We start from the raw sequence: 16,041 nt of genomic DNA on the forward strand, positions 1-16,041 counted from the left end.
TCGGCGTGTTCATGGCTGATCCTTCAACGGCGACACCACCCAGCTCGTGCCGTCGGCCTGCGTGATGGTGAAGGCGCTTTGCGGCGTGGGCGCTGCGGGCCAGGCGACTGTCCAGAGCGGCGCGCAGTCGCTGCCGCCGCTGCCCAGAAACAGGCGCACGCGACGCCCGTCGGGCAGGGTCTGTGCCCGCCAGGTATCGGGGCCGTAGGCGGCGTCGAGCCGAGCTTGCGGCATCCAGGCAAAGATCAACTCGGCGAACAGGGCGCGGGCCGGGGCATTGGGCGGCAGCAGGCCGTCGCTGCGCCATGCGCCGTTTTGCAGCAGCTGGCGCGCCAGGGGCACACCCAGCGGATCGAAGAGCGACCAGCGGCTGGCCGGGCCGATTTGCTGGGCCACGAGCATGCGGTCCAGGTCCGGCTGCCCCGCGGCATGCTCGACCACGTGGACCTGGCGCGGCAGTCCCAGGTCCAGGTCGGCGTCGTTTAGCGGCACCGGCGGCGCGCTGGCGCAGGCGCCCAGGAAAAGCGTGAGCAGAGGCAGCATCCTGCGCAGCCGAATGAAAGAAAACCGGATGTTCATGAGCGTCATTGCGCGGCACAGGCGCGGCAGAGTTCGGCCAGCATGCGCAGGCGTCGCCGGGGCTCGGCCACGAAGGGGTTGTTCGTGTCCCAGGCATAACCGGCGAGAATGGAACTGATCATGCGCTTGATCTCGGGCTGGGCCTGTTCGTAGAACACCACGTCCTGGAACACGCCGTCGTACCAGCCTTGCACATAGGCGCGGAAGGTCTCCACGCCCACCATCAGCGGCTCGGCGAAGTCGGCGTCCCAGTCGACCTTTTCGCCGCTCAATTGGCGGTGCAGGGCGTCGGCGGCAAGCTTGGACGATTTGAGCGCGATCGTGACGCCCGAGGAAAAGACCGGGTCGAGGAATTCGGCGGCGTTGCCCAGCAGGGCGAAGGCGGGTCCGTGCAGGCGCTTGACCGCGGCAGAGTAGCCGCTGATGATGCCGGCCGGGGTATCCCACACGGCGTTGCGCAGCAGCTTCTTCAGGTTGGGCGCGGCATCGACCCATTGCCTGAGCAGGTCGTCGGGCGGGGCCGCCGCAGGATCGAGCAGCGCCGCGTCGCCGACCACGCCGATCGACGCGCGGCCGTTGGAAAAGGGAATCAGCCAATACCAGATGCCGCGGTGTTCGGGATGCACGCTGATGAGGATCTTGCTTCGGTCGAATTCCCCCTGCGCCGTGCGGTCTTCTACATGCGCGAACACTGCCTTGCGCGGCGGCATGTCGGAAGGCCGCTCCAGATCGAGCAGGCGCGCCAGGACGCGCCCGTAGCCGCTGGCGTCCAGCACGAAGCGGGCCCGGATCGACCTCGATTCGCCGCTCGCCAGATCGCGCACCTGCAGTTCGGCGCCCTGGTCGGTAAAGTCGCCGGCCGTCACCTCTTGCTGAAAGCGCACCTGCACGCCTTGCCGGACGGCCTCGTCGGCCAATATCTGATCGAAGCGGGCGCGTTGCACCTGAAAGGTGGCGCCTGGGCCGGGACTGAATTTGTCGCCGAAATCGAAGTCGGTGTAGCGATCGCCCCAGGCGAACGCCGCGCCGTTCTTGATCTGGAAGCCCTCGGCCTGCACGGCCGGCATCATGCCCGCCTCTTCGACGAATTCCAGGCAGTGCGCCAGCAGGCTTTCGCCGATGGAAAAACGCGGAAAGGTCTGGCGCTCCAGCACCAGCACGTCGTGGCCTTTGCGCTTGAGCAGCGCGGCGGCGACGGCGCCCGCCGGGCCGGCTCCGATAATGACGATTTCACGAGTTTCCATCGTGGTGCGGTTCCTTGTTGGAAAAAGTGAGCCAAGGGGCGATCAGGAGGCAGAAGACGATGCCCAGCGCGACGGTCAGGCCGAAATTGGCGATGGCCGGCGTGCTGCTGAAAGCCAGCAGGCCGAAAGACAGCAGTGTGCAGCTGGCGGCCAGCAGGATGCCCACCAGGCTGGCCTGCGCACCGGCGATACGCTCATAGATGAAGACGGCGTAGTCCACGCCGATGGCCGAGACCAGCAACAGGCCGAAGAGGCTGAAGAGCGTGAGCGGCTGGCCCAGCCAGCCCAGCGCGGCGAGCGTGCAGCAGGTCGCGGCCAGAGGCACGGCCAGGATGCGCCAGGTCGCATGCCGTCCCAGCGTGGCCAGCAGGATCAGCGCGGCCAGGACGTACGAAGCCAGCTTGAGCAGCGCGGCTTCCAGGCGAGTGGTGGTGAACATACGGTTCAGTTCGCTATTTTGATCCACCAGCGTCACGCCGGGAATGCCGGCCGCGATGCCGGCGAGCGCGGAGGCGTCGGGCAAGCCTTGCAGCGTGACGATGCCGGCCGATTGACCATCGTGTCGGCCCAGCCAGAGACCGCGCCATGCTTCGGCCTGCGGGCCGGCCAGGGCGGCGTCTATGTTCATCGCGGGCAAGGCGGCCAGCGCCCGAAGCTCGGCCTGAATGGCGGCAATGGGGATGCCCGCCTGCTGGAAAGCCTGCCAGGGCGTATCTTGCGCGGCGAGTGCGGCCAGGCGCGCCTGTGTTTGACGCTGCACGGCGACGGGCGCGACGAGCTGACTGAGCGAAAGATAGGAGGCCAGCGCGTGCCTGGCTTTGAGCGGCTCCAGCGCGGCGTCGACCCGGGCCGTGCGGCGCAGCAGCTCGTCGTCGCTGTCGGCGCGCACCAGGAAGAACTGGCTGGTGGGCATGAAACCGGTGATCTCGCCGATCTCACGGGCCTGCTGGATGAGCGGCATGGGCAGCGAGACCCACTGGCGCAGATCGTCGCGCAGATCCAGCCGCGCGATGCCGGCGGCGCAGAGCAGGGCGGCGGCGATGACGATCAGCCATCGCGTCCGGCGCCGATCGCGCAGCGCCCGAATAGCGGTCAGGATGCCATCGGCCTGGCGGGCCAGCGCCGGCTGGGGCCGAGGCTGCCAGCGCGCGAACCACGCCGGCATCTGGCAAACCGTGCAGGCATAGGCGCCCAGCAAACCCGCGGTGGAAAAAACGGAGATCTGCGTCAGCGCGGGAAAAGGCGTGAAGGCCAGCGCGACATAGCCAACGAGGCTCGCAGCCAGGCTGATGGTCAGGCCCGGCAGCACGCGGCGCATGACCGGCCAGGCTTGCCAGTCGGCGATGCCGTAGCTCTTGCCCAGCCAATGCATGGGAAAGTCGACCACGAAGCCGATGAGGCTGGCGCCCACGACCAGCGTCAGCACGTGAATATGGCCGAAGACCGCGACGCAGGCGACGAAGCCGGCCAGAAAACCCGCCGCGGCCGGCACGAAGGCCAGCAGGGCGCGCCAGCGCCGCAGCGCCAGGAGCAGCACCAGCACGATGCCCAGCACCGACCCCGCGCCGATGAGGCTGCTTTCATGCACCGCCTGCCTGCGGCCCGCGTCGGCAAAAAGGGCGCCGCCGGTCATGAGCAGTCTGATCTGGTGCGTCTTCAGATCCTGCGCGGCCTGGTGCATGAGCGCCGCGATTTTCTGCGGGCTCTTCTGGTCGAAGGCGTTGCCCAGCGTCTCGGCGCGCACCATCACCCAGGTCCAGCCGTCGCGCTCGGCCTGCAGCGTGCCGCTGGCCGTGTCGAACTGCACTGCGCCGCCCGGACGCAACGCGTCCTGGATGCGGCGTGTGAGGCCCAGCCAATCCTGGTCCAGCGGCACCAGGCCGGCGGCCGAGAAGGGGTCGACGATGTCGCGCGCGCGGCGCTCGGCATAGGCGGCCGGGTCGTTTTCCAGCAACTGCCGGTCTGCGGCCGGCAGCATGGCTACGCGGCCGGCCAGCAGGGCGGCGCGCACCGCGGCCAGATCGGGGCTGTAGTCGGTCTGCACATGCGCGAAGAGGTGGCTGGCCGTCATGCGCGCGCCCAGGTTTCGTGCTTGCGCGACCGCCTCTACACGCTTGCGCGCGCCGACCAGGACGATCATCTGGCGGGTCAAGGGCTCTTGCACGCGGGCCTGGGCCTGGCGCTGCAAGGCATCGCCGCGGGTGGCCGGCAGCAGCGACAGCAGGTCGGACGAGACCGGCCAGCCGTGCCGGCACTGCCAGGCGCCCAGGCAGATCAGGATCGCGAGACCGAGCTGGAACAGCCGCGGCAGCAGGCGTTCATTGCGCGTAGGCACGCTGCTCCTCGTCGTTCAATTGCGCGGCGGGCTGCACGTCCTGCAGCTGCAGCACGGTTCGGTCGCCCTGGGTTTCGCGCAGTTCGATGCGCTGCACCAGCGCGCCACCCTGAATGATGATGGCCTCGAAAATCTGGCTCAGCAGTGCCGAACTGGGCTTCATGGTCATGGTCCAGGCCTGCGCGTTGCCGGCCAGCGAGATGTCGAAGTTTTCCTGCAGACCGTGGGTGTCGCCGGCCAGCACGGCCAGAAAGATGCCGGTTTCGCGGCCGGCGCCCATCTGCTGGGGCAGCGCCTGCCATTGGCCTTGTGCATCGCGCTTGGCGATGCCTTGCGGCGTAATGCGCAGATCCTGCTCGAAGGGGCTGGTCAGCTTCCACAGCAGGCCCTTGCCCTGCGCCAGCGTGAAATCGCCGCGGCTGGTCAGCGGCTGGGCCAGGGAGCGCAGAAATTTCTGCTGCGTGAAGTGGCCCCGCACGATGGGCTGGGCACGCAGCTGCGTCTGCAGTTGATCGAGGCTGAAGGCGCCGGCCATGCACGGCACGAGCGCAAACAGGGCTAGGAATATCCATCGTTTCATCATGCGGCCTTGGTGCGGTTCAATGCGTTTTCCACGGCGCTGATCAGACCGGCGGGGGCGATCATCTGCATTTCTCCCGTGGCCAGGAGCACGGCGATCTGGGCCGTCGAGGCGCGGGTCAGCCGCGTGCCGGTTTCGGTATCGGTGAGCAGGTAGTTGATGAGCAGCCGGTTGCGCCATTCCACCATTTCGGCGCGCACGGTGATCGATTGACCGAAGCGGGCCGGCCGGGCGTAGCGGATGTGCAGGTCGATGACAGGCCAGGCATAGCCGTCCGCGCGCATGGCGTCGTAGTTGTAGCCGATGCTGTCGAGCAGCGCGCAGCGCGCTTCTTCCAGGTACTTGGCATAGTGGCCGTGCCAGGCCACATGCAGCGTGTCGACGTCGTAGAAGGGCACTTTGATCCGGACTTCGGCGCCCAGGACTCCGCGCTTACGCATGATCGTTCCAGAAAGGATAGAAGTTGAACCACTGCAGCGGCGTTTCCCGGCAAGCCAGCGCGAGTTCGTCGGCATAGCGTTGCGCGACGCGCCGGATCGCGTCGTCGCGGGTGGCGCGCGTCCAGGCCAGGTCGACGGCCAGGCGGCGCATGGCGAGCTTGTAGCGTCCGACGCGGGGACCCTGCTCCTGGCGGGCGCAGGACAAAATATTGACCGGGCAGCGCAGTATGCCGGCCAGCAGCCACGGGCCCTGCGGAAACCGCGCGGGAGCGCCGAGAAAGTCCACCTCCACCACGCGGTTGCCGCGCGGCGGGACGCGGTCGCCGGTGATGGCGAGCCATTCGCCGCGGTCGATGCGCTGGCTCAGGTCCAGCATCGCGATGGCGTCCAGTTCGCTGACCTGCATGAGCTCGACGCTGGTGGCGCCGGCCTCGGCCAACACCTGGTTGAAGCGCACGGCGTTGTGGCTGTGTACCAGCACGGTCAGCTTCATGCTCGGCTGGTGCGCCGCCAAGGCGCGGCAGACGTCCAGATTGCCCATGTGCGCGCAGAGCAGGATCTGGCCTCGCGCGCGATCCGGCTTCATCTGGGCGAGCAGACCGTCGGGGTCGTCGAGATCCAGGTCGCGCAGTGTGATCTTGCCTTGCCAGGCGTCGAGCTTGTCGAGCAGGACCTGCGCGAACATGAGGAACTGGCGGTAGACGGCGCAACGCGCGGGAAAGAGGTCGTCTCGCCCGGTGTGCGCGGCCAGGCGGCGCTGATAGTCCGCAACGGCGCGGCGCGCGCGCCTGCCGGTGACATAGAAGTACAGCACGATGAGCCATACCACCGGCGTCAACGTGCGCCGTCCCAGAAGGCGCGTGGCGCGGGCGGTCAGGCGCATCAGAAGGTCGCTGCCGCGCTCGGGCTGGTTGGCCCAGTGCGTGTCGTCGGGCCGGGTCATGCGCGCACCCTTCGCAGGGCCTGGCGCATGCGTCGCGCCAAGAGCCGGGGCGAGCGCCAGAGCATGCCGAAAAAGAGCCGCGCATGCATCAGGCTGATCATGGCGTTGTCGCGCAGACCCTTGAAATGCGAAACGCCGTCCGCGGGATAGGCCACGCGTGTGGGCACCCAGATCATGGGGGTGCCGCGCCAATGCAGGTGCACGATGATGCCGATGTCGTAGTCCATGCGCCGCCCCACCTGGGCGCGCTCGATGACGGCCAGCGTGGGCGGCAGCGGATACAGCCGAAAGCCGCACATGGCGTCGGGGATGTCCAGCGCAAGGGTGTTGATCCATACCCACACGCGGGTCAGCCAGCGGCCGTACAGGCGCGCGCGCGGCGCGTCCGCGCCGTAGATGGGAGCGCCGCCGATCAGGGCGTCGGGATGCGCGCGCGAGAGCGCGAGAAATCGCTGGACGTCCTGCACGGCGTGCTGACCGTCGGCGTCGATCTGCAGCGCGTGGCTGTAGCCCAGCGCATCCGCTGCGCGAAACCCGTCCAGCATGGCCATGCCCTTGCCGCCGTTCGCGGGCCTGCGCACCAGATGCATGTCGGGCTCGCGCGCCAGCGCGTCCAGCACGGCGGCGCAGTCTGCATCCGAACCGTCGTCGATGAGAAGGCACGGCAGGCCCTGGGCCCGCAGGCCGCGGGCCACCGCGGCCACGGTGCGGCCGTGGTTGTAGACCGGTATCAGCGCGCAAGGTCTATGGTTGGGCATGATCGGAGCGATGCAGAATGCGGCCGGACGCGCAGGACGCGCCGGCCTGGGTCAGGGAGAAATGCAGCTTGGCCCGCTCGTCGTCCCAGCTCAGCAGCAGTTCGGCGGCGTCGCCAGGGCGCAGCAGCTTTTGGAACTTCAGCACCTCCATGCCGCCGAAGCGAAGGTCGGGCCGCAGATCGCGCCGTGCGGCGTCGACGGCCCAGCCGATCTGCGTCACGCCGGGCACGATGGGCAGTTGCGCGAAGTGGCCCGAGAAATGCGCCAGATCCAGCGGTACTTCGAAGGCATAGCGCCGCGTCGCCGCGTCGGCCGCGGGCAGGGACTCGAGTTCGGGAGCGCTGGGGCGCGGGCCGGCCAGTCGTTCGAAGACGGGTCGCGTCAGCTTGCCTTGCGTATTCCAGGGCAGTTGCCGCATGAAGCGCCAACTGCGCGGCACGGCCAGGGTTTCGACCTGCGGGGCCAGATGCGCGCGCAGCGCCGCGATGACCGCCTGGCGGCCCTGGTTGCGCAAAGCATGCAGGCCGGCGGGCGTCAGTGCGACGAGCGCGGTCAGTCGGCCGGCGTCGGCCAGCTTGTCGACGTAGGCCTCGTCGACGAAGGCATGACTGGCCAGCGCGCGTTCCACCATGGGCAGGGCAACGCGTTTTTCTTCCAGCTTGATGATGCGGTCCAGACGCCCCAGCAATGCGAAGCCGCCGTGCGCGCGCAGCGCCGCGGCATCGGCAGTCTGCTCGAACCCGCCGTTGGCCCAGGGCGATGTCACCCACAGGGCCTGGCGCTCGTCCAGCCCGACCTCGGCGCGGCCGACGCATTGCCAATCGGACTCGCCCCGGCGCCAGGCCACGACGCCGGCTTCGGAGCTGCCGTAGATTTCGGTCGGCAGCCAGCCCAGTCGCTGGTCCAGGAACTGCGTGGTTGCGCCGGTCAGCGCGCCGCCGGCGGAAAAAATACCGCGCAGGCCTTGCCGCAGCGCTGGCCAGTCCAGATTGCCGCCCAGGCGGCGCAGGAGCGCGGGACTGGCGATCCAGACGCAGGGGGCGTGCGCGTGCACAGCCTGCTGCACTTCTTCCGGGTAGACGAGTTGCGCGCGCACGATGGGGCGGCCCGCGCACAGAGGCCATAGCAGGCGAAAGGGCAGGCCGTACATGTGCTGCGTACTGACGCTGCCCAGGACGGTGACGGGCCGTTCGTCCCGTTCGTGTCCGTGCCCGCGTTCGAGCTCGGGCCATTGCGCCTGCAGCGCGCGGACTTCTTCCATCAATTGGCGCCACGGCTTGTCGATCAGCTTGGGTGTGCCGCTCGACCCGGAAGTCAGAATGCGCACGCCCGGCGCATCCGCATCCAGGCGCACCGCCGGCATGGGCGCGTGCGCAAGCAGTTCGATCAGGCGGATTTGCCCCGCGATCGGGACGGGCAGCTCGCGGTCGCTCAGCCAGGCATCCACGTCGCCTTGCAGGCGCGCGCAGGTGGCCGGCTGGGCGTCGCCCGGCAGGACGGCGACGACGCCCGCGCGCCAGCACGCCAGGAGCGCTGTGGCCAGGTCGGCGGCGTCGTCGAAGAACAGGCCTGCTCGCCGGATGCCGCGGGCCCGCAGGCCGCCTGCCGCCGCCAGGCTGCCTCGAGCCAGCGCAGCCAGATCCAGTGCGGGCTCATGCGCCACCAGCCGCTGCGGCGTCGCCGCGACGATAAGATCGGGCAGGTCTATCCAAGTCATGATCAACGCCGCTGCTTTGCGCTTTGCGAGGCAGCGAGCCCGCAGGGCGCCGCGCCGGGGGACTGCTTGAAGCGCGGCCTTACCAGCCACTCGCCGGCGAACAGCACGCCGGTGAGCACATAGCTGATGCCGCCGTTGTACGCGGTCCACCAGGACCACGGCCCCCACAAGGCCAGGCCTGCGGCCATCAGCCCGTTGAAAACGAAGAAACCGACCCACACCTGCGTGACCTTGCGCGTGTAGCGCACGCCTTCGGGCGGCAGGTCCGGGTGCTGCAGCCGGGCGATGCGTTCGATGAGGGGCGGCCCATAACGCAGGCTCGAACCGAAAATGGCCAGCATGATGACGTTGATGAGCACGGGATACCAGCGCAGTCCGGCCGTGGTTCCGATAAGGGCAAAGACAATGCAGCCTATCAGGGCGAGCAGGGGCGGAACGCGCCCGCCCGGCTGGCTTTTGCCGGGAACGAGCGCGCGCAAAAGCCATAGCGCGGCCATCGGCAGCATGATCAGGCCGGGCTGGGCGCGCTCCATCATGGCGTGAACCCAGAAGGGATAGGCCAGGCCTGCCAGCAGCAGCGCCGCGCCGAGCAACGATTTCATTGTTCCTGCGACGGTTGCTTCTGGTCAATCGCCTCGATGACGTCCTGCACGGTGCGCACGGTGCGGAAATCGTTGGCGTCGAGCTTGCGTCCCGTCTTGCGCTTGATGTGATCGATGAGGTCGATGGCGTCGATGCTGTCGATTTCGAGATCGGTGTAAAGGTTGGCCGTGGGCGTGACGCGTTCGGGCTCGATGTCGAACAGCTCGACCAGCGCGTCGCGCAAGGTCGCCAGTATGGTTTCTCGGGTTTGCATGAAAAAATCCTGGACGGATCAGGCGCTGCGGTGCGACGCGACAAAAGCGGCCAGGCTGGCCACGGTGGCGAAATGCTGTCGCATGTTTTTGGTTTCCGGTTCGAGCGTGATGCCATAGCGCTTTTGCAGCGCCAGGCCCAGCTCCAGGGCATCGACCGAGTCCAGCCCCAGTCCGTCGCCAAAGAGCAGATCGTCGCTGCCGATGTCGTCGGGAGTCATGTCTTCCAGGCCCAGCGTTTCAATGATGAGCGTCTTGATTTCGGGTTCCAGTGCAGCCATCGCAGGCAAGTCTCGCTTCAAAATAATCATGGAGAAAATCGTTCATCTTGCGGCCCGCCGCGGGGGGCAGGTCGTGCGCCAGCCAGCTCTGCGGGTCCAGGTCGGCGCCAACCTCGATGGTATAGCGTATGCGCCGCCTCGGAATGTGCCACCAGGGTTCGCCCTTGGTCAGACTGCGCGGATTCATGTGTATGACGACGGGCGTGACGACGCGGGCGCCGCGCAGCGCGATGGCGCACGCGCCTCGATGAAAACGCGGCATGCTGCCCAGGGGCGTGCGTGTGCCTTCCGGAAACACCAGCAGCGTATCGCCCTGTCGTAGCGCCTGGGCGGCGTGGTCGAGCATCTCCAGGCTTGCGTCGTTGGTGATGTAGCCGGCGTTCTGCACGGGGCCGCGCGTAAATGGGTTGGCGGCGAGCCTATGCTTGACGATGCAGTTGGCATCGGGAATTTGCCCGGCCACCAGAACGACATCGAGCAGCGAGGGATGATTGGCGATGACCAGCTGGCCGGGCCGGCCGAGCCTCTCGGCGCCTCTGAAATCGAGTTCGATGACGCCGACCCGGACCATGAAGCGCGCGAACAGCCCGAAGGTGCGCACGATGGTCCGGCGCGCGCGCCGCTGCCGCGTGCGCACGTCGCCGGGCAAGAGGCGCTGCGCGGGAAAGACCAGCACGCGCAGCGCCAGACCGCCCAGCCCGAAAAGCGCAAAGGACAGGCCCGTGGCGATCAGGCGCCATAGCCAGTAGTCTTGGCGTGGCAGGTTCAGCGGCGCGTCCAGGCCCATGTGCGATTGCCCGCGCGGCAGCGCCAACGCGGTGTATTCAAGGCCAGATGGCGTAGCAGGTTCAAGGGACTGGGCAGCCCGGCATCGTCGGGCGACGTATCGTCGGCGCACAGCTCCAGGCTCAGTTCCGAGCCGCGCTCGACGACGAACGCTGCGGCGTAGGGAAAAGGGACGTCTTCGGTCCAGGGGCGGTAGGCGCAAGGCGGCGTTTCCTCGGCCAGGACGACGAGCACCCGGTCGTGTCCCCGGCTCTGCAGCGCGCCGGCTTCCAGGAAAGCGTGCTCGGCGCCGTCACCCTCGATCGACAGGGCGACGGTTTCGCAGGTTTCCTGTCGCACGATGGACCATTGCCCGAGGATGGCGTTGTGCACGGACAAGGCAAAAGAGGTCGGCGACAGGTCTTCGTCCCGGGCCAGCGTCTGCAGAAGGTCGAAGCCGCGGCTGGTCTCGCCGTGCCGCGAGGCGTAGACGACCGGCATGGGAGGATGGCCTTCGGCCAGCGTCCAGGCACTGGCGAAAACCATACGAGCCATGGAACTGAGCCGCCGGCGCTGCATGGGAGGCAGAAAGTCGAGCCGAGGGGCATCGTCGTGCACGATAGGGCAGAACGGGGCCTGGGCCCAGTCGTGCCAGCAAGACGGATTGTGTATGCTCGGCGCCCACGCCTGCCAGCGGGGGATCGAAAAAGTCAGCATATCGGCCGGATTTTACTGGATCGGATGAAGTTTTTTCAGTATGTTTTCAGTGGGTTGACTATTGGGGTCGGATGTTGGCAGTGGATGTCGTACTAGGCTGGGCCGCACCCGAATCGGCCGCGCATTATGATCCGGCCTCTTTACGGCCCGAGGACAGCGCGCGGATCGATCAACCTCGCGGTGCCCGGGCCGAACGGGACTGGCGAGCCAGCCGCGCCTTGCTCGCCTCCCTGCCGAGGGGCAGCCGCGTTGCCTCGTTGAGCCATAGCCAGGGCCATGCGCTGTGCGTCGCGCTGGCGCCGGATGGGCCGCAGTTGCGCCTGGGGGTCGATCTGGAACGCATCCGTCCGCGCGATGTCGCGGCGCTGGGCCGGTGGGTCTGCAATGCGGGCGAACAGCAGGCCCTGGCGGCACTGAGCGCCGAGCCAGCTCGCCAGCTCGACTACTTTTACATGCTCTGGACCTTGAAGGAAGCCTTCGTCAAGGCGGCCGGCCTGGATTTTCCGATGGACATGCAGCGTGTGGGCCTGGACGGCGGTCCGCAGGGCGCGCTGATCCTGCGCCCGCCGATGGGCGCCTGGGGCGCGTTGTTGCTGCGTCTGGAGCCGGACTGGATGGCGGCCCTGGTCTGGGAGGGCGCGGCGGCGCCGCGCCTGAGCTGGCACGCCGGGCCGGCTGCAGTCGTGCCGCCTTGCCGCAGCCTGGGGCAGTGGCAGGGCGAAGCGCCGGCGGGCGCAAGAAAAATAGTCGAATAATTTCCTGATTTAGTTATACAGTATGTGAGCATTTGTTTGTCGATGCTTACAGGCTGCCGGCGCAACGCCAGCCGGTTGGGCTTGAGCGCTCCCAATGGTTACGGAGGGTCGAATGCTTCTGCTCGGCAAAGGAAAGTCTGCGTTTCATTCAGACCGTGCGCATCTGTCGGCCCGCATGGCGGCAATCGAGCGATCGCAGGCGGTCGTCGAATTTTCTCCCTCGGGAATCATCCGCTGGGCCAACGAGAATTTCCTCTCGGTGGTGGGCTACACGCTCGACGAGGTGGCAGGACAGCACCACGGAATCTTCGTCGATCCTGTCGAGCGCGAGAGCCCGGCCTATCGCGACTTCTGGCATAAGCTCGGCGCGGGGCAATTCGACACCGGCTGCTACAAGCGCATTACCAAGGACGGCCGGGAGGTCTGGCTGCAGGCCAGCTACAACCCGCTGTTCGACGCCAAAGGCCAAGTCACCGGCGTGATCAAGTTCGCCGCGGACGTGACCGCGCAGCAGATGGAAGCCGCCACGGCCCGAGGCGAACTCGAGGCTATCGCCAAAGTGCAGGCGATCATCGAATTCGAGCTCGACGGCACGATCATCACCGCCAACGATCTTTTTCTGCAGGCCATGGGCTATCGGCTGGACGAAATCGTCGGACAGCATCACAGCCTCTTCGTGCGCGCGCCGGAGCGAGACAGCGCCGACTATGCGGATTTCTGGAGGAGTCTCGCACGCGGCGAACACCATACCGGGCAGTTTCTTCGCATCGGCAAGGACGGACGCGAGGTATGGATCGACGCGAGCTACAACCCCATACTCGATGCCGCGGGCCATCCCTTCAAGGTGGTGAAATACGCCACCGACATCACCCGGCGGTTCACCGCCGCGCAGACGCTGAGCGAAACGGTCGAAGGCCTCAAACAGACCGTGAATCAGACCACGCAGGCCAACGATCTGGGCAAGCAGGCCTGCGCAGTGGCCGAGCGCGGCGTGCAGAGCGTGCAGAACGTGGCCAAGACCATGGACATGATTACGCAGAGCGCGGCGCGCATTTCGGAAATCATCAGCATGATGGACCGCATCGCCTTCCAGACCAATATTCTGGCGCTCAATGCCGCGGTGGAGGCGTCTCGCGCAGGCGCGCACGGCCGCGGCTTTGCCGTCGTGGCCTCAGAGGTGCGCAATCTCGCGCAGAACAGCGCCAACGCGGCGCGCGAAGTGCGCGGACTGATCGAGACGTCGGGCGACCAGATCGCGCGAGGCGCATCGCTGGCTCAGGAGGCCGGAGGCGTCATGGCCGAGATCGTGGCGTCATCGCGCAAGGTCGTGCAGATCATGAACGACGTTACCCAGGCATCCGTCGGCCAATCGCAGCAGCTGGATCGTGTCACGGTGAATTTGACCCAATAGCCGCCACGCGGCGGCCGCCCTGTCTGTTTTCCTGGTCGATGGCAGGGCGCAGGACAGCCGGCTTCCTGGAGCAGAACTTCCAGGCCCTACGCGATCAGTTGCCGCGACAGCACCTCTCTTGCCTGGGTCACGGTCTCGCGCTCTCCCGGATAGGGCGGCGTGAGCGAGAACACGGCCTCGGGCAAGGCCGGCAGGCGGTGCTTGGCGCCGAGCCGGACCACGCCGTCCGGAATCGACGATGCACAAAGGCAGCCTACGCCCAGGCCCGCGACAATCATGGACTGCAACCCGGCCACGCCGGAGGCGCTGTGCACGAGCTCGTAGGGCCGCGCTTCTTCTTTGAGCAGGCGCACCGCGGTCTGATGCATCATGCAGTCGTCCGGCAACAGCACCAGCGGCAGACGCTCGGGCAATTGTTCGGCCAGGACCGGCGCGGCGACCCAGTAGATGGGTTCGCGCCGCAGTATCCCGGTCGCGTGTCCGGCGACAGGCCTGAACGGCCCCGTCGAGAGATTCATGACCACGCCCAGGTCGATTTGCCCCCTGGACTGGGCGAGCTCGATCTCGACGCTCTTCATCGCGCGCACGTGCAGGCTCAGGCGCGGGTAGCATTCGCGCAGCCGTGCGAGCATGCCCGCCACTTCGGCAGGGCGGAAGTACTCGGTAATCGCGACGCGCAGTTCGCCCTGGATCGCCTGGCCGCGCAGCTCGTCGAAGGCCGCTTCGTTCAGCGCCACCAGGCGTCGGGCGTGCTCCAGCAGCCGCTCACCCGCCGGCGTGGGTTCCACGCCGCGCTTGCTGCGCACAAAAAGCGGCACGCCCGCGCGCGCTTCCAGTTTGCGCATTTGTTCGCTGACCGTCGATTGCGATAGATGCACGAGCGCTGCCGCCGCAGAGAGGCTGCCGGCCCCGGCCACCGCCGTAAACGTCTTTAGTTGGTCGAATTCGAAGCCGCGCATGGCATCCAATCTATCGGATAAGTCGATGGATAATACTATAAATTCCCGCTTTTTCGTTGCATAAAAGCGAGCCAGAATGACGCCTCGGATGTCCGGCTCGCAGACCCGCCCAGGGTGCGGCGACGGCGTCATTTCTTCGTTTTCACCGGATTTTTCACCATGACCGACAACACCTTCGCGTTGCCGGCTGCGGCGCCCGGCGCCCCGGCCGACACGGCTCCCAGCCATCGCGGCTGGGCACTGGCAGTCCTGCTGGTCGGGGCCATCCTGCCGCCGCTCGATTACTTCATCGTGAACCTTGCCTTGCCGGCCATCCGCGACGGGATCGGTGCGCGTCCGGCCGAGTTGGAACTGGTCGTTTCCGCCTACGCCTGCGCGAACGCCGTCATGCTCATCACCGGCGGCCGCCTCGGGGATTTGTATGGTCGCAAGCGCATTTTCATGACGGGCATGGCGGGCTTCGTTCTGGCGTCCGCGCTTTGCGGGCTGGCCGGCAGCGGCGCCATGCTGGTGGCCGGGCGCATTCTGCAGGGGTTGTTCGCGGCCATACTCGCGCCCCAGGTCCTGGCCACGATCCGCAGCGTGTTCACCGCGCGCGAGCAGGTGCGCGTGATGGGGCTTTACGGCTTCGTTTTCGGGCTGGCCGCTGTCGTCGGGCAGCTCGGCGGCGGCGCGCTGATCAGCCTGCATCCGTTCGGGCTGGGATGGCGGGCTGTCTTTCTCGTCAATCTGCCGATCGGCCTGCTTGCGCTATTGGGCAGTTGGCGTTTCATCCCGGAAAGCCGCTTGCTGCGCGGCCAGCGCATCGATCTGCCTGGCACGATTCTGCTATCGCTTTTCTTGCTGATGCTCGTCTACCCTCTGGCTCGTGGCCGCGAGGCCGGCTGGCCGATGGGAATGATCGCCTGCCTTGTCGGCTCGCTTCCGGTGCTGGCGCTGCTGCTGCGCGTGGAGTGGCGCAGGCAGATGAACGGGAGCGATCCGCTGCTGGATCTGCATCTTTTTCACAATCCCGTCGTCGCGCTGGGGCTGGTGCTGGCGTTTCTGTTCTACGCGATGAGCGCGTTTTTCCTGACCTACGGAATATATCTGCAAGGCGGCTTGCACTGGTCACCGCTCGCCTCGGGTATGGCGATATTGCCGTTCGGCCTCGGCTTTCTGTCGAGCCCGCGGCTGATGCCGCGGCTGGTTCACCGGTTCGGCACCTTTCGCGCACTGACGCTCGGCTACGGGCTATTGGCGGCGGGCATCGCGGCCGTTGCCGCGCTTGCGCGCGCCGGCGCGCCCGGCGCGGGCTTTTACCTGAGCCTGGCGGCGATCGGCATGGGGCAGGGCGTCGTTCTGCCGTCCATTGTGCGCGTCGTCCTGGCCGAGGTCGTGCCCGAGCGCGCGGGCGTTGCATCCGGAATGGTGACGGCGGCGCTGCAGATCGGCGCCGCCGTCGGCGCGGCAACGCTGGGCGGGGTGTTTTTCTCGGTGTTGGGCGGGCATCCGCAGGCCGTCGATTACGTGCATGCCTTCAAGGTCGCGATGTTCGCGCTCGCCGCGGTGCTGCTGATCTGCGTGGCGCTCTCCATGGGGCTTGGGAAACTGCATGCCGCCTTGCGGCGCCCCTGCCCATGAATCCAGGTTATGGGCGCCGGCGGCTTAGCTATTGGCGCTCAGGCCGTCGCGGCTTCGACAATGGGAGCTCCCCATTTTTG

17 protein-coding genes are annotated in these 16,041 nt (G+C 67.2%); 3 read left to right on the plus strand and 14 right to left on the minus strand.

What is annotated here, in order from left to right; all coding sequences use genetic code 11:
* Positions 1 to 9: 9 nt before the first annotated feature.
* Genes ACTHJ1_RS03010 through ACTHJ1_RS03070 form a run of 13 tightly spaced genes read right to left on the minus strand, consistent with a single transcriptional unit; the run spans position 10 to position 11,213 of the window.
* Positions 10 to 579 (minus strand): DUF3261 domain-containing protein, encoded by a 570-nt coding sequence (locus tag ACTHJ1_RS03010; protein ID WP_440187457.1) that lies wholly within the window; start codon positions 577 to 579, stop codon positions 10 to 12.
* Between the two features lie 5 nt (positions 580 to 584).
* Entirely contained in the window at positions 585 to 1,823 is a 1,239-nt protein-coding gene (locus ACTHJ1_RS03015; RefSeq protein WP_440187460.1) for an NAD(P)/FAD-dependent oxidoreductase, read from the minus strand.
* Positions 1,810 to 4,158 carry an MMPL family transporter gene (locus ACTHJ1_RS03020; protein WP_440187463.1) on the minus strand — a complete coding sequence of 783 codons (2,349 nt, stop codon included), beginning with the start codon at positions 4,156 to 4,158 and terminating at the stop codon, positions 1,810 to 1,812. Before ACTHJ1_RS03020 ends, ACTHJ1_RS03015 begins: the two co-directional genes overlap by 14 nt.
* The gene (locus ACTHJ1_RS03025; RefSeq protein ID WP_440187466.1) at positions 4,142 to 4,741 is read right to left on the minus strand and encodes a LolA family protein; all 600 of its coding nucleotides are present in this window, start codon (positions 4,739 to 4,741) and stop codon (positions 4,142 to 4,144) included. Before ACTHJ1_RS03025 ends, ACTHJ1_RS03020 begins: the two co-directional genes overlap by 17 nt.
* Positions 4,738 to 5,178: an acyl-CoA thioesterase gene (locus ACTHJ1_RS03030; protein WP_440187469.1), complete on the minus strand. Its 441-nt coding sequence runs from the start codon at positions 5,176 to 5,178 to the stop codon at positions 4,738 to 4,740. Before ACTHJ1_RS03030 ends, ACTHJ1_RS03025 begins: the two co-directional genes overlap by 4 nt.
* A complete protein-coding gene (locus ACTHJ1_RS03035) occupies positions 5,171 to 6,121 on the minus strand; it encodes an LpxL/LpxP family acyltransferase (RefSeq protein ID WP_440187472.1) in 951 nt (316 codons plus the stop codon). Before ACTHJ1_RS03035 ends, ACTHJ1_RS03030 begins: the two co-directional genes overlap by 8 nt.
* Positions 6,118 to 6,879, minus strand: coding sequence for a glycosyltransferase family 2 protein (locus ACTHJ1_RS03040; protein WP_440187475.1), 762 nt, complete (start codon positions 6,877 to 6,879; stop codon positions 6,118 to 6,120). The genes ACTHJ1_RS03035 and ACTHJ1_RS03040 overlap by 4 nt, the downstream gene beginning before the upstream one ends.
* A complete protein-coding gene (locus ACTHJ1_RS03045; RefSeq protein ID WP_440187478.1) occupies positions 6,866 to 8,596 on the minus strand; it encodes an AMP-binding protein in 1,731 nt (576 codons plus the stop codon). Before ACTHJ1_RS03045 ends, ACTHJ1_RS03040 begins: the two co-directional genes overlap by 14 nt.
* A 2-nt stretch (positions 8,597 to 8,598) precedes the next feature.
* On the minus strand, positions 8,599 to 9,198 hold the full coding sequence (locus tag ACTHJ1_RS03050; protein ID WP_440187481.1) for a hypothetical protein: 600 nt from the start codon (positions 9,196 to 9,198) through the stop codon (positions 8,599 to 8,601).
* A complete protein-coding gene (locus ACTHJ1_RS03055; RefSeq protein ID WP_440187484.1) occupies positions 9,195 to 9,452 on the minus strand; it encodes an acyl carrier protein in 258 nt (85 codons plus the stop codon). The genes ACTHJ1_RS03050 and ACTHJ1_RS03055 overlap by 4 nt, the downstream gene beginning before the upstream one ends.
* Positions 9,453 to 9,470: 18 nt before the next feature.
* The gene (locus tag ACTHJ1_RS03060; protein ID WP_440187487.1) at positions 9,471 to 9,731 is read right to left on the minus strand and encodes a phosphopantetheine-binding protein; all 261 of its coding nucleotides are present in this window, start codon (positions 9,729 to 9,731) and stop codon (positions 9,471 to 9,473) included.
* On the minus strand, positions 9,691 to 10,518 hold the full coding sequence (locus ACTHJ1_RS03065; protein ID WP_440187490.1) for a lysophospholipid acyltransferase family protein: 828 nt from the start codon (positions 10,516 to 10,518) through the stop codon (positions 9,691 to 9,693). Before ACTHJ1_RS03065 ends, ACTHJ1_RS03060 begins: the two co-directional genes overlap by 41 nt.
* Entirely contained in the window at positions 10,497 to 11,213 is a 717-nt protein-coding gene (locus ACTHJ1_RS03070; RefSeq protein ID WP_440187493.1) for a beta-ketoacyl synthase chain length factor, read from the minus strand. The genes ACTHJ1_RS03065 and ACTHJ1_RS03070 overlap by 22 nt, the downstream gene beginning before the upstream one ends.
* 80 nt (positions 11,214 to 11,293) lie before the next feature.
* Between ACTHJ1_RS03070 and ACTHJ1_RS03075 the strand changes: the two genes are divergently transcribed.
* Together ACTHJ1_RS03075 and ACTHJ1_RS03080 are read left to right on the plus strand one after the other, a co-directional pair.
* Positions 11,294 to 11,968: a 4'-phosphopantetheinyl transferase family protein gene (locus ACTHJ1_RS03075; RefSeq protein ID WP_440187496.1), complete on the plus strand. Its 675-nt coding sequence runs from the start codon at positions 11,294 to 11,296 to the stop codon at positions 11,966 to 11,968.
* Positions 11,969 to 12,080: 112 nt separating this feature from the next.
* Positions 12,081 to 13,379, plus strand: a complete 1,299-nt coding sequence (locus tag ACTHJ1_RS03080) for a methyl-accepting chemotaxis protein (RefSeq protein ID WP_440187499.1) — start codon at positions 12,081 to 12,083, stop codon at positions 13,377 to 13,379.
* Between the two features lie 86 nt (positions 13,380 to 13,465).
* Here ACTHJ1_RS03080 and ACTHJ1_RS03085 read toward each other — a convergent pair whose 3' ends face one another.
* Positions 13,466 to 14,338, minus strand: a complete 873-nt coding sequence (locus ACTHJ1_RS03085) for a LysR family transcriptional regulator (protein WP_440187502.1) — start codon at positions 14,336 to 14,338, stop codon at positions 13,466 to 13,468.
* 159 nt (positions 14,339 to 14,497) lie between these two features.
* Here ACTHJ1_RS03085 and ACTHJ1_RS03090 point away from each other — a divergent pair, with 159 nt between their 5' ends.
* Entirely contained in the window at positions 14,498 to 15,961 is a 1,464-nt protein-coding gene (locus ACTHJ1_RS03090; RefSeq protein ID WP_440187505.1) for an MFS transporter, read from the plus strand.
* Positions 15,962 to 16,041: the final 80 nt, after the last annotated feature.

The sequence above is a fragment of the Bordetella sp. genome, from assembly GCF_051960075.1.
In the GTDB taxonomy this organism is placed as follows: Bacteria; Pseudomonadota; Gammaproteobacteria; order Burkholderiales; family Burkholderiaceae_B; genus Bordetella.

Bases quoted from the DNA above. Each gene is read 5' to 3' on its own strand.
- ACTHJ1_RS03010 (WP_440187457.1), bottom strand. From the start codon at position 579: ATGAACATCCGGTTTTCTTTCATTCGGCTGCGCAGGATGCTGCCTCTG.
- ACTHJ1_RS03085 (WP_440187502.1), bottom strand. From the start codon at position 14,338: ATGCGCGGCTTCGAATTCGACCAACTAAAGACGTTTACGGCGGTGGCC.
- ACTHJ1_RS03015 (WP_440187460.1), bottom strand. From the start codon at position 1,823: ATGGAAACTCGTGAAATCGTCATTATCGGAGCCGGCCCGGCGGGCGCC.
- ACTHJ1_RS03070 (WP_440187493.1), bottom strand. From the start codon at position 11,213: ATGCTGACTTTTTCGATCCCCCGCTGGCAGGCGTGGGCGCCGAGCATA.
- ACTHJ1_RS03080 (WP_440187499.1), top strand. From the start codon at position 12,081: ATGCTTCTGCTCGGCAAAGGAAAGTCTGCGTTTCATTCAGACCGTGCG.
- ACTHJ1_RS03060 (WP_440187487.1), bottom strand. From the start codon at position 9,731: ATGGCTGCACTGGAACCCGAAATCAAGACGCTCATCATTGAAACGCTG.
- ACTHJ1_RS03025 (WP_440187466.1), bottom strand. From the start codon at position 4,741: ATGATGAAACGATGGATATTCCTAGCCCTGTTTGCGCTCGTGCCGTGC.
- ACTHJ1_RS03050 (WP_440187481.1), bottom strand. From the start codon at position 9,198: ATGAAATCGTTGCTCGGCGCGGCGCTGCTGCTGGCAGGCCTGGCCTAT.
- ACTHJ1_RS03040 (WP_440187475.1), bottom strand. From the start codon at position 6,879: ATGCCCAACCATAGACCTTGCGCGCTGATACCGGTCTACAACCACGGC.
- ACTHJ1_RS03030 (WP_440187469.1), bottom strand. From the start codon at position 5,178: ATGCGTAAGCGCGGAGTCCTGGGCGCCGAAGTCCGGATCAAAGTGCCC.
- ACTHJ1_RS03035 (WP_440187472.1), bottom strand. From the start codon at position 6,121: ATGACCCGGCCCGACGACACGCACTGGGCCAACCAGCCCGAGCGCGGC.
- ACTHJ1_RS03045 (WP_440187478.1), bottom strand. From the start codon at position 8,596: ATGACTTGGATAGACCTGCCCGATCTTATCGTCGCGGCGACGCCGCAG.
- ACTHJ1_RS03055 (WP_440187484.1), bottom strand. From the start codon at position 9,452: ATGCAAACCCGAGAAACCATACTGGCGACCTTGCGCGACGCGCTGGTC.
- ACTHJ1_RS03090 (WP_440187505.1), top strand. From the start codon at position 14,498: ATGACCGACAACACCTTCGCGTTGCCGGCTGCGGCGCCCGGCGCCCCG.
- ACTHJ1_RS03065 (WP_440187490.1), bottom strand. From the start codon at position 10,518: ATGGGCCTGGACGCGCCGCTGAACCTGCCACGCCAAGACTACTGGCTA.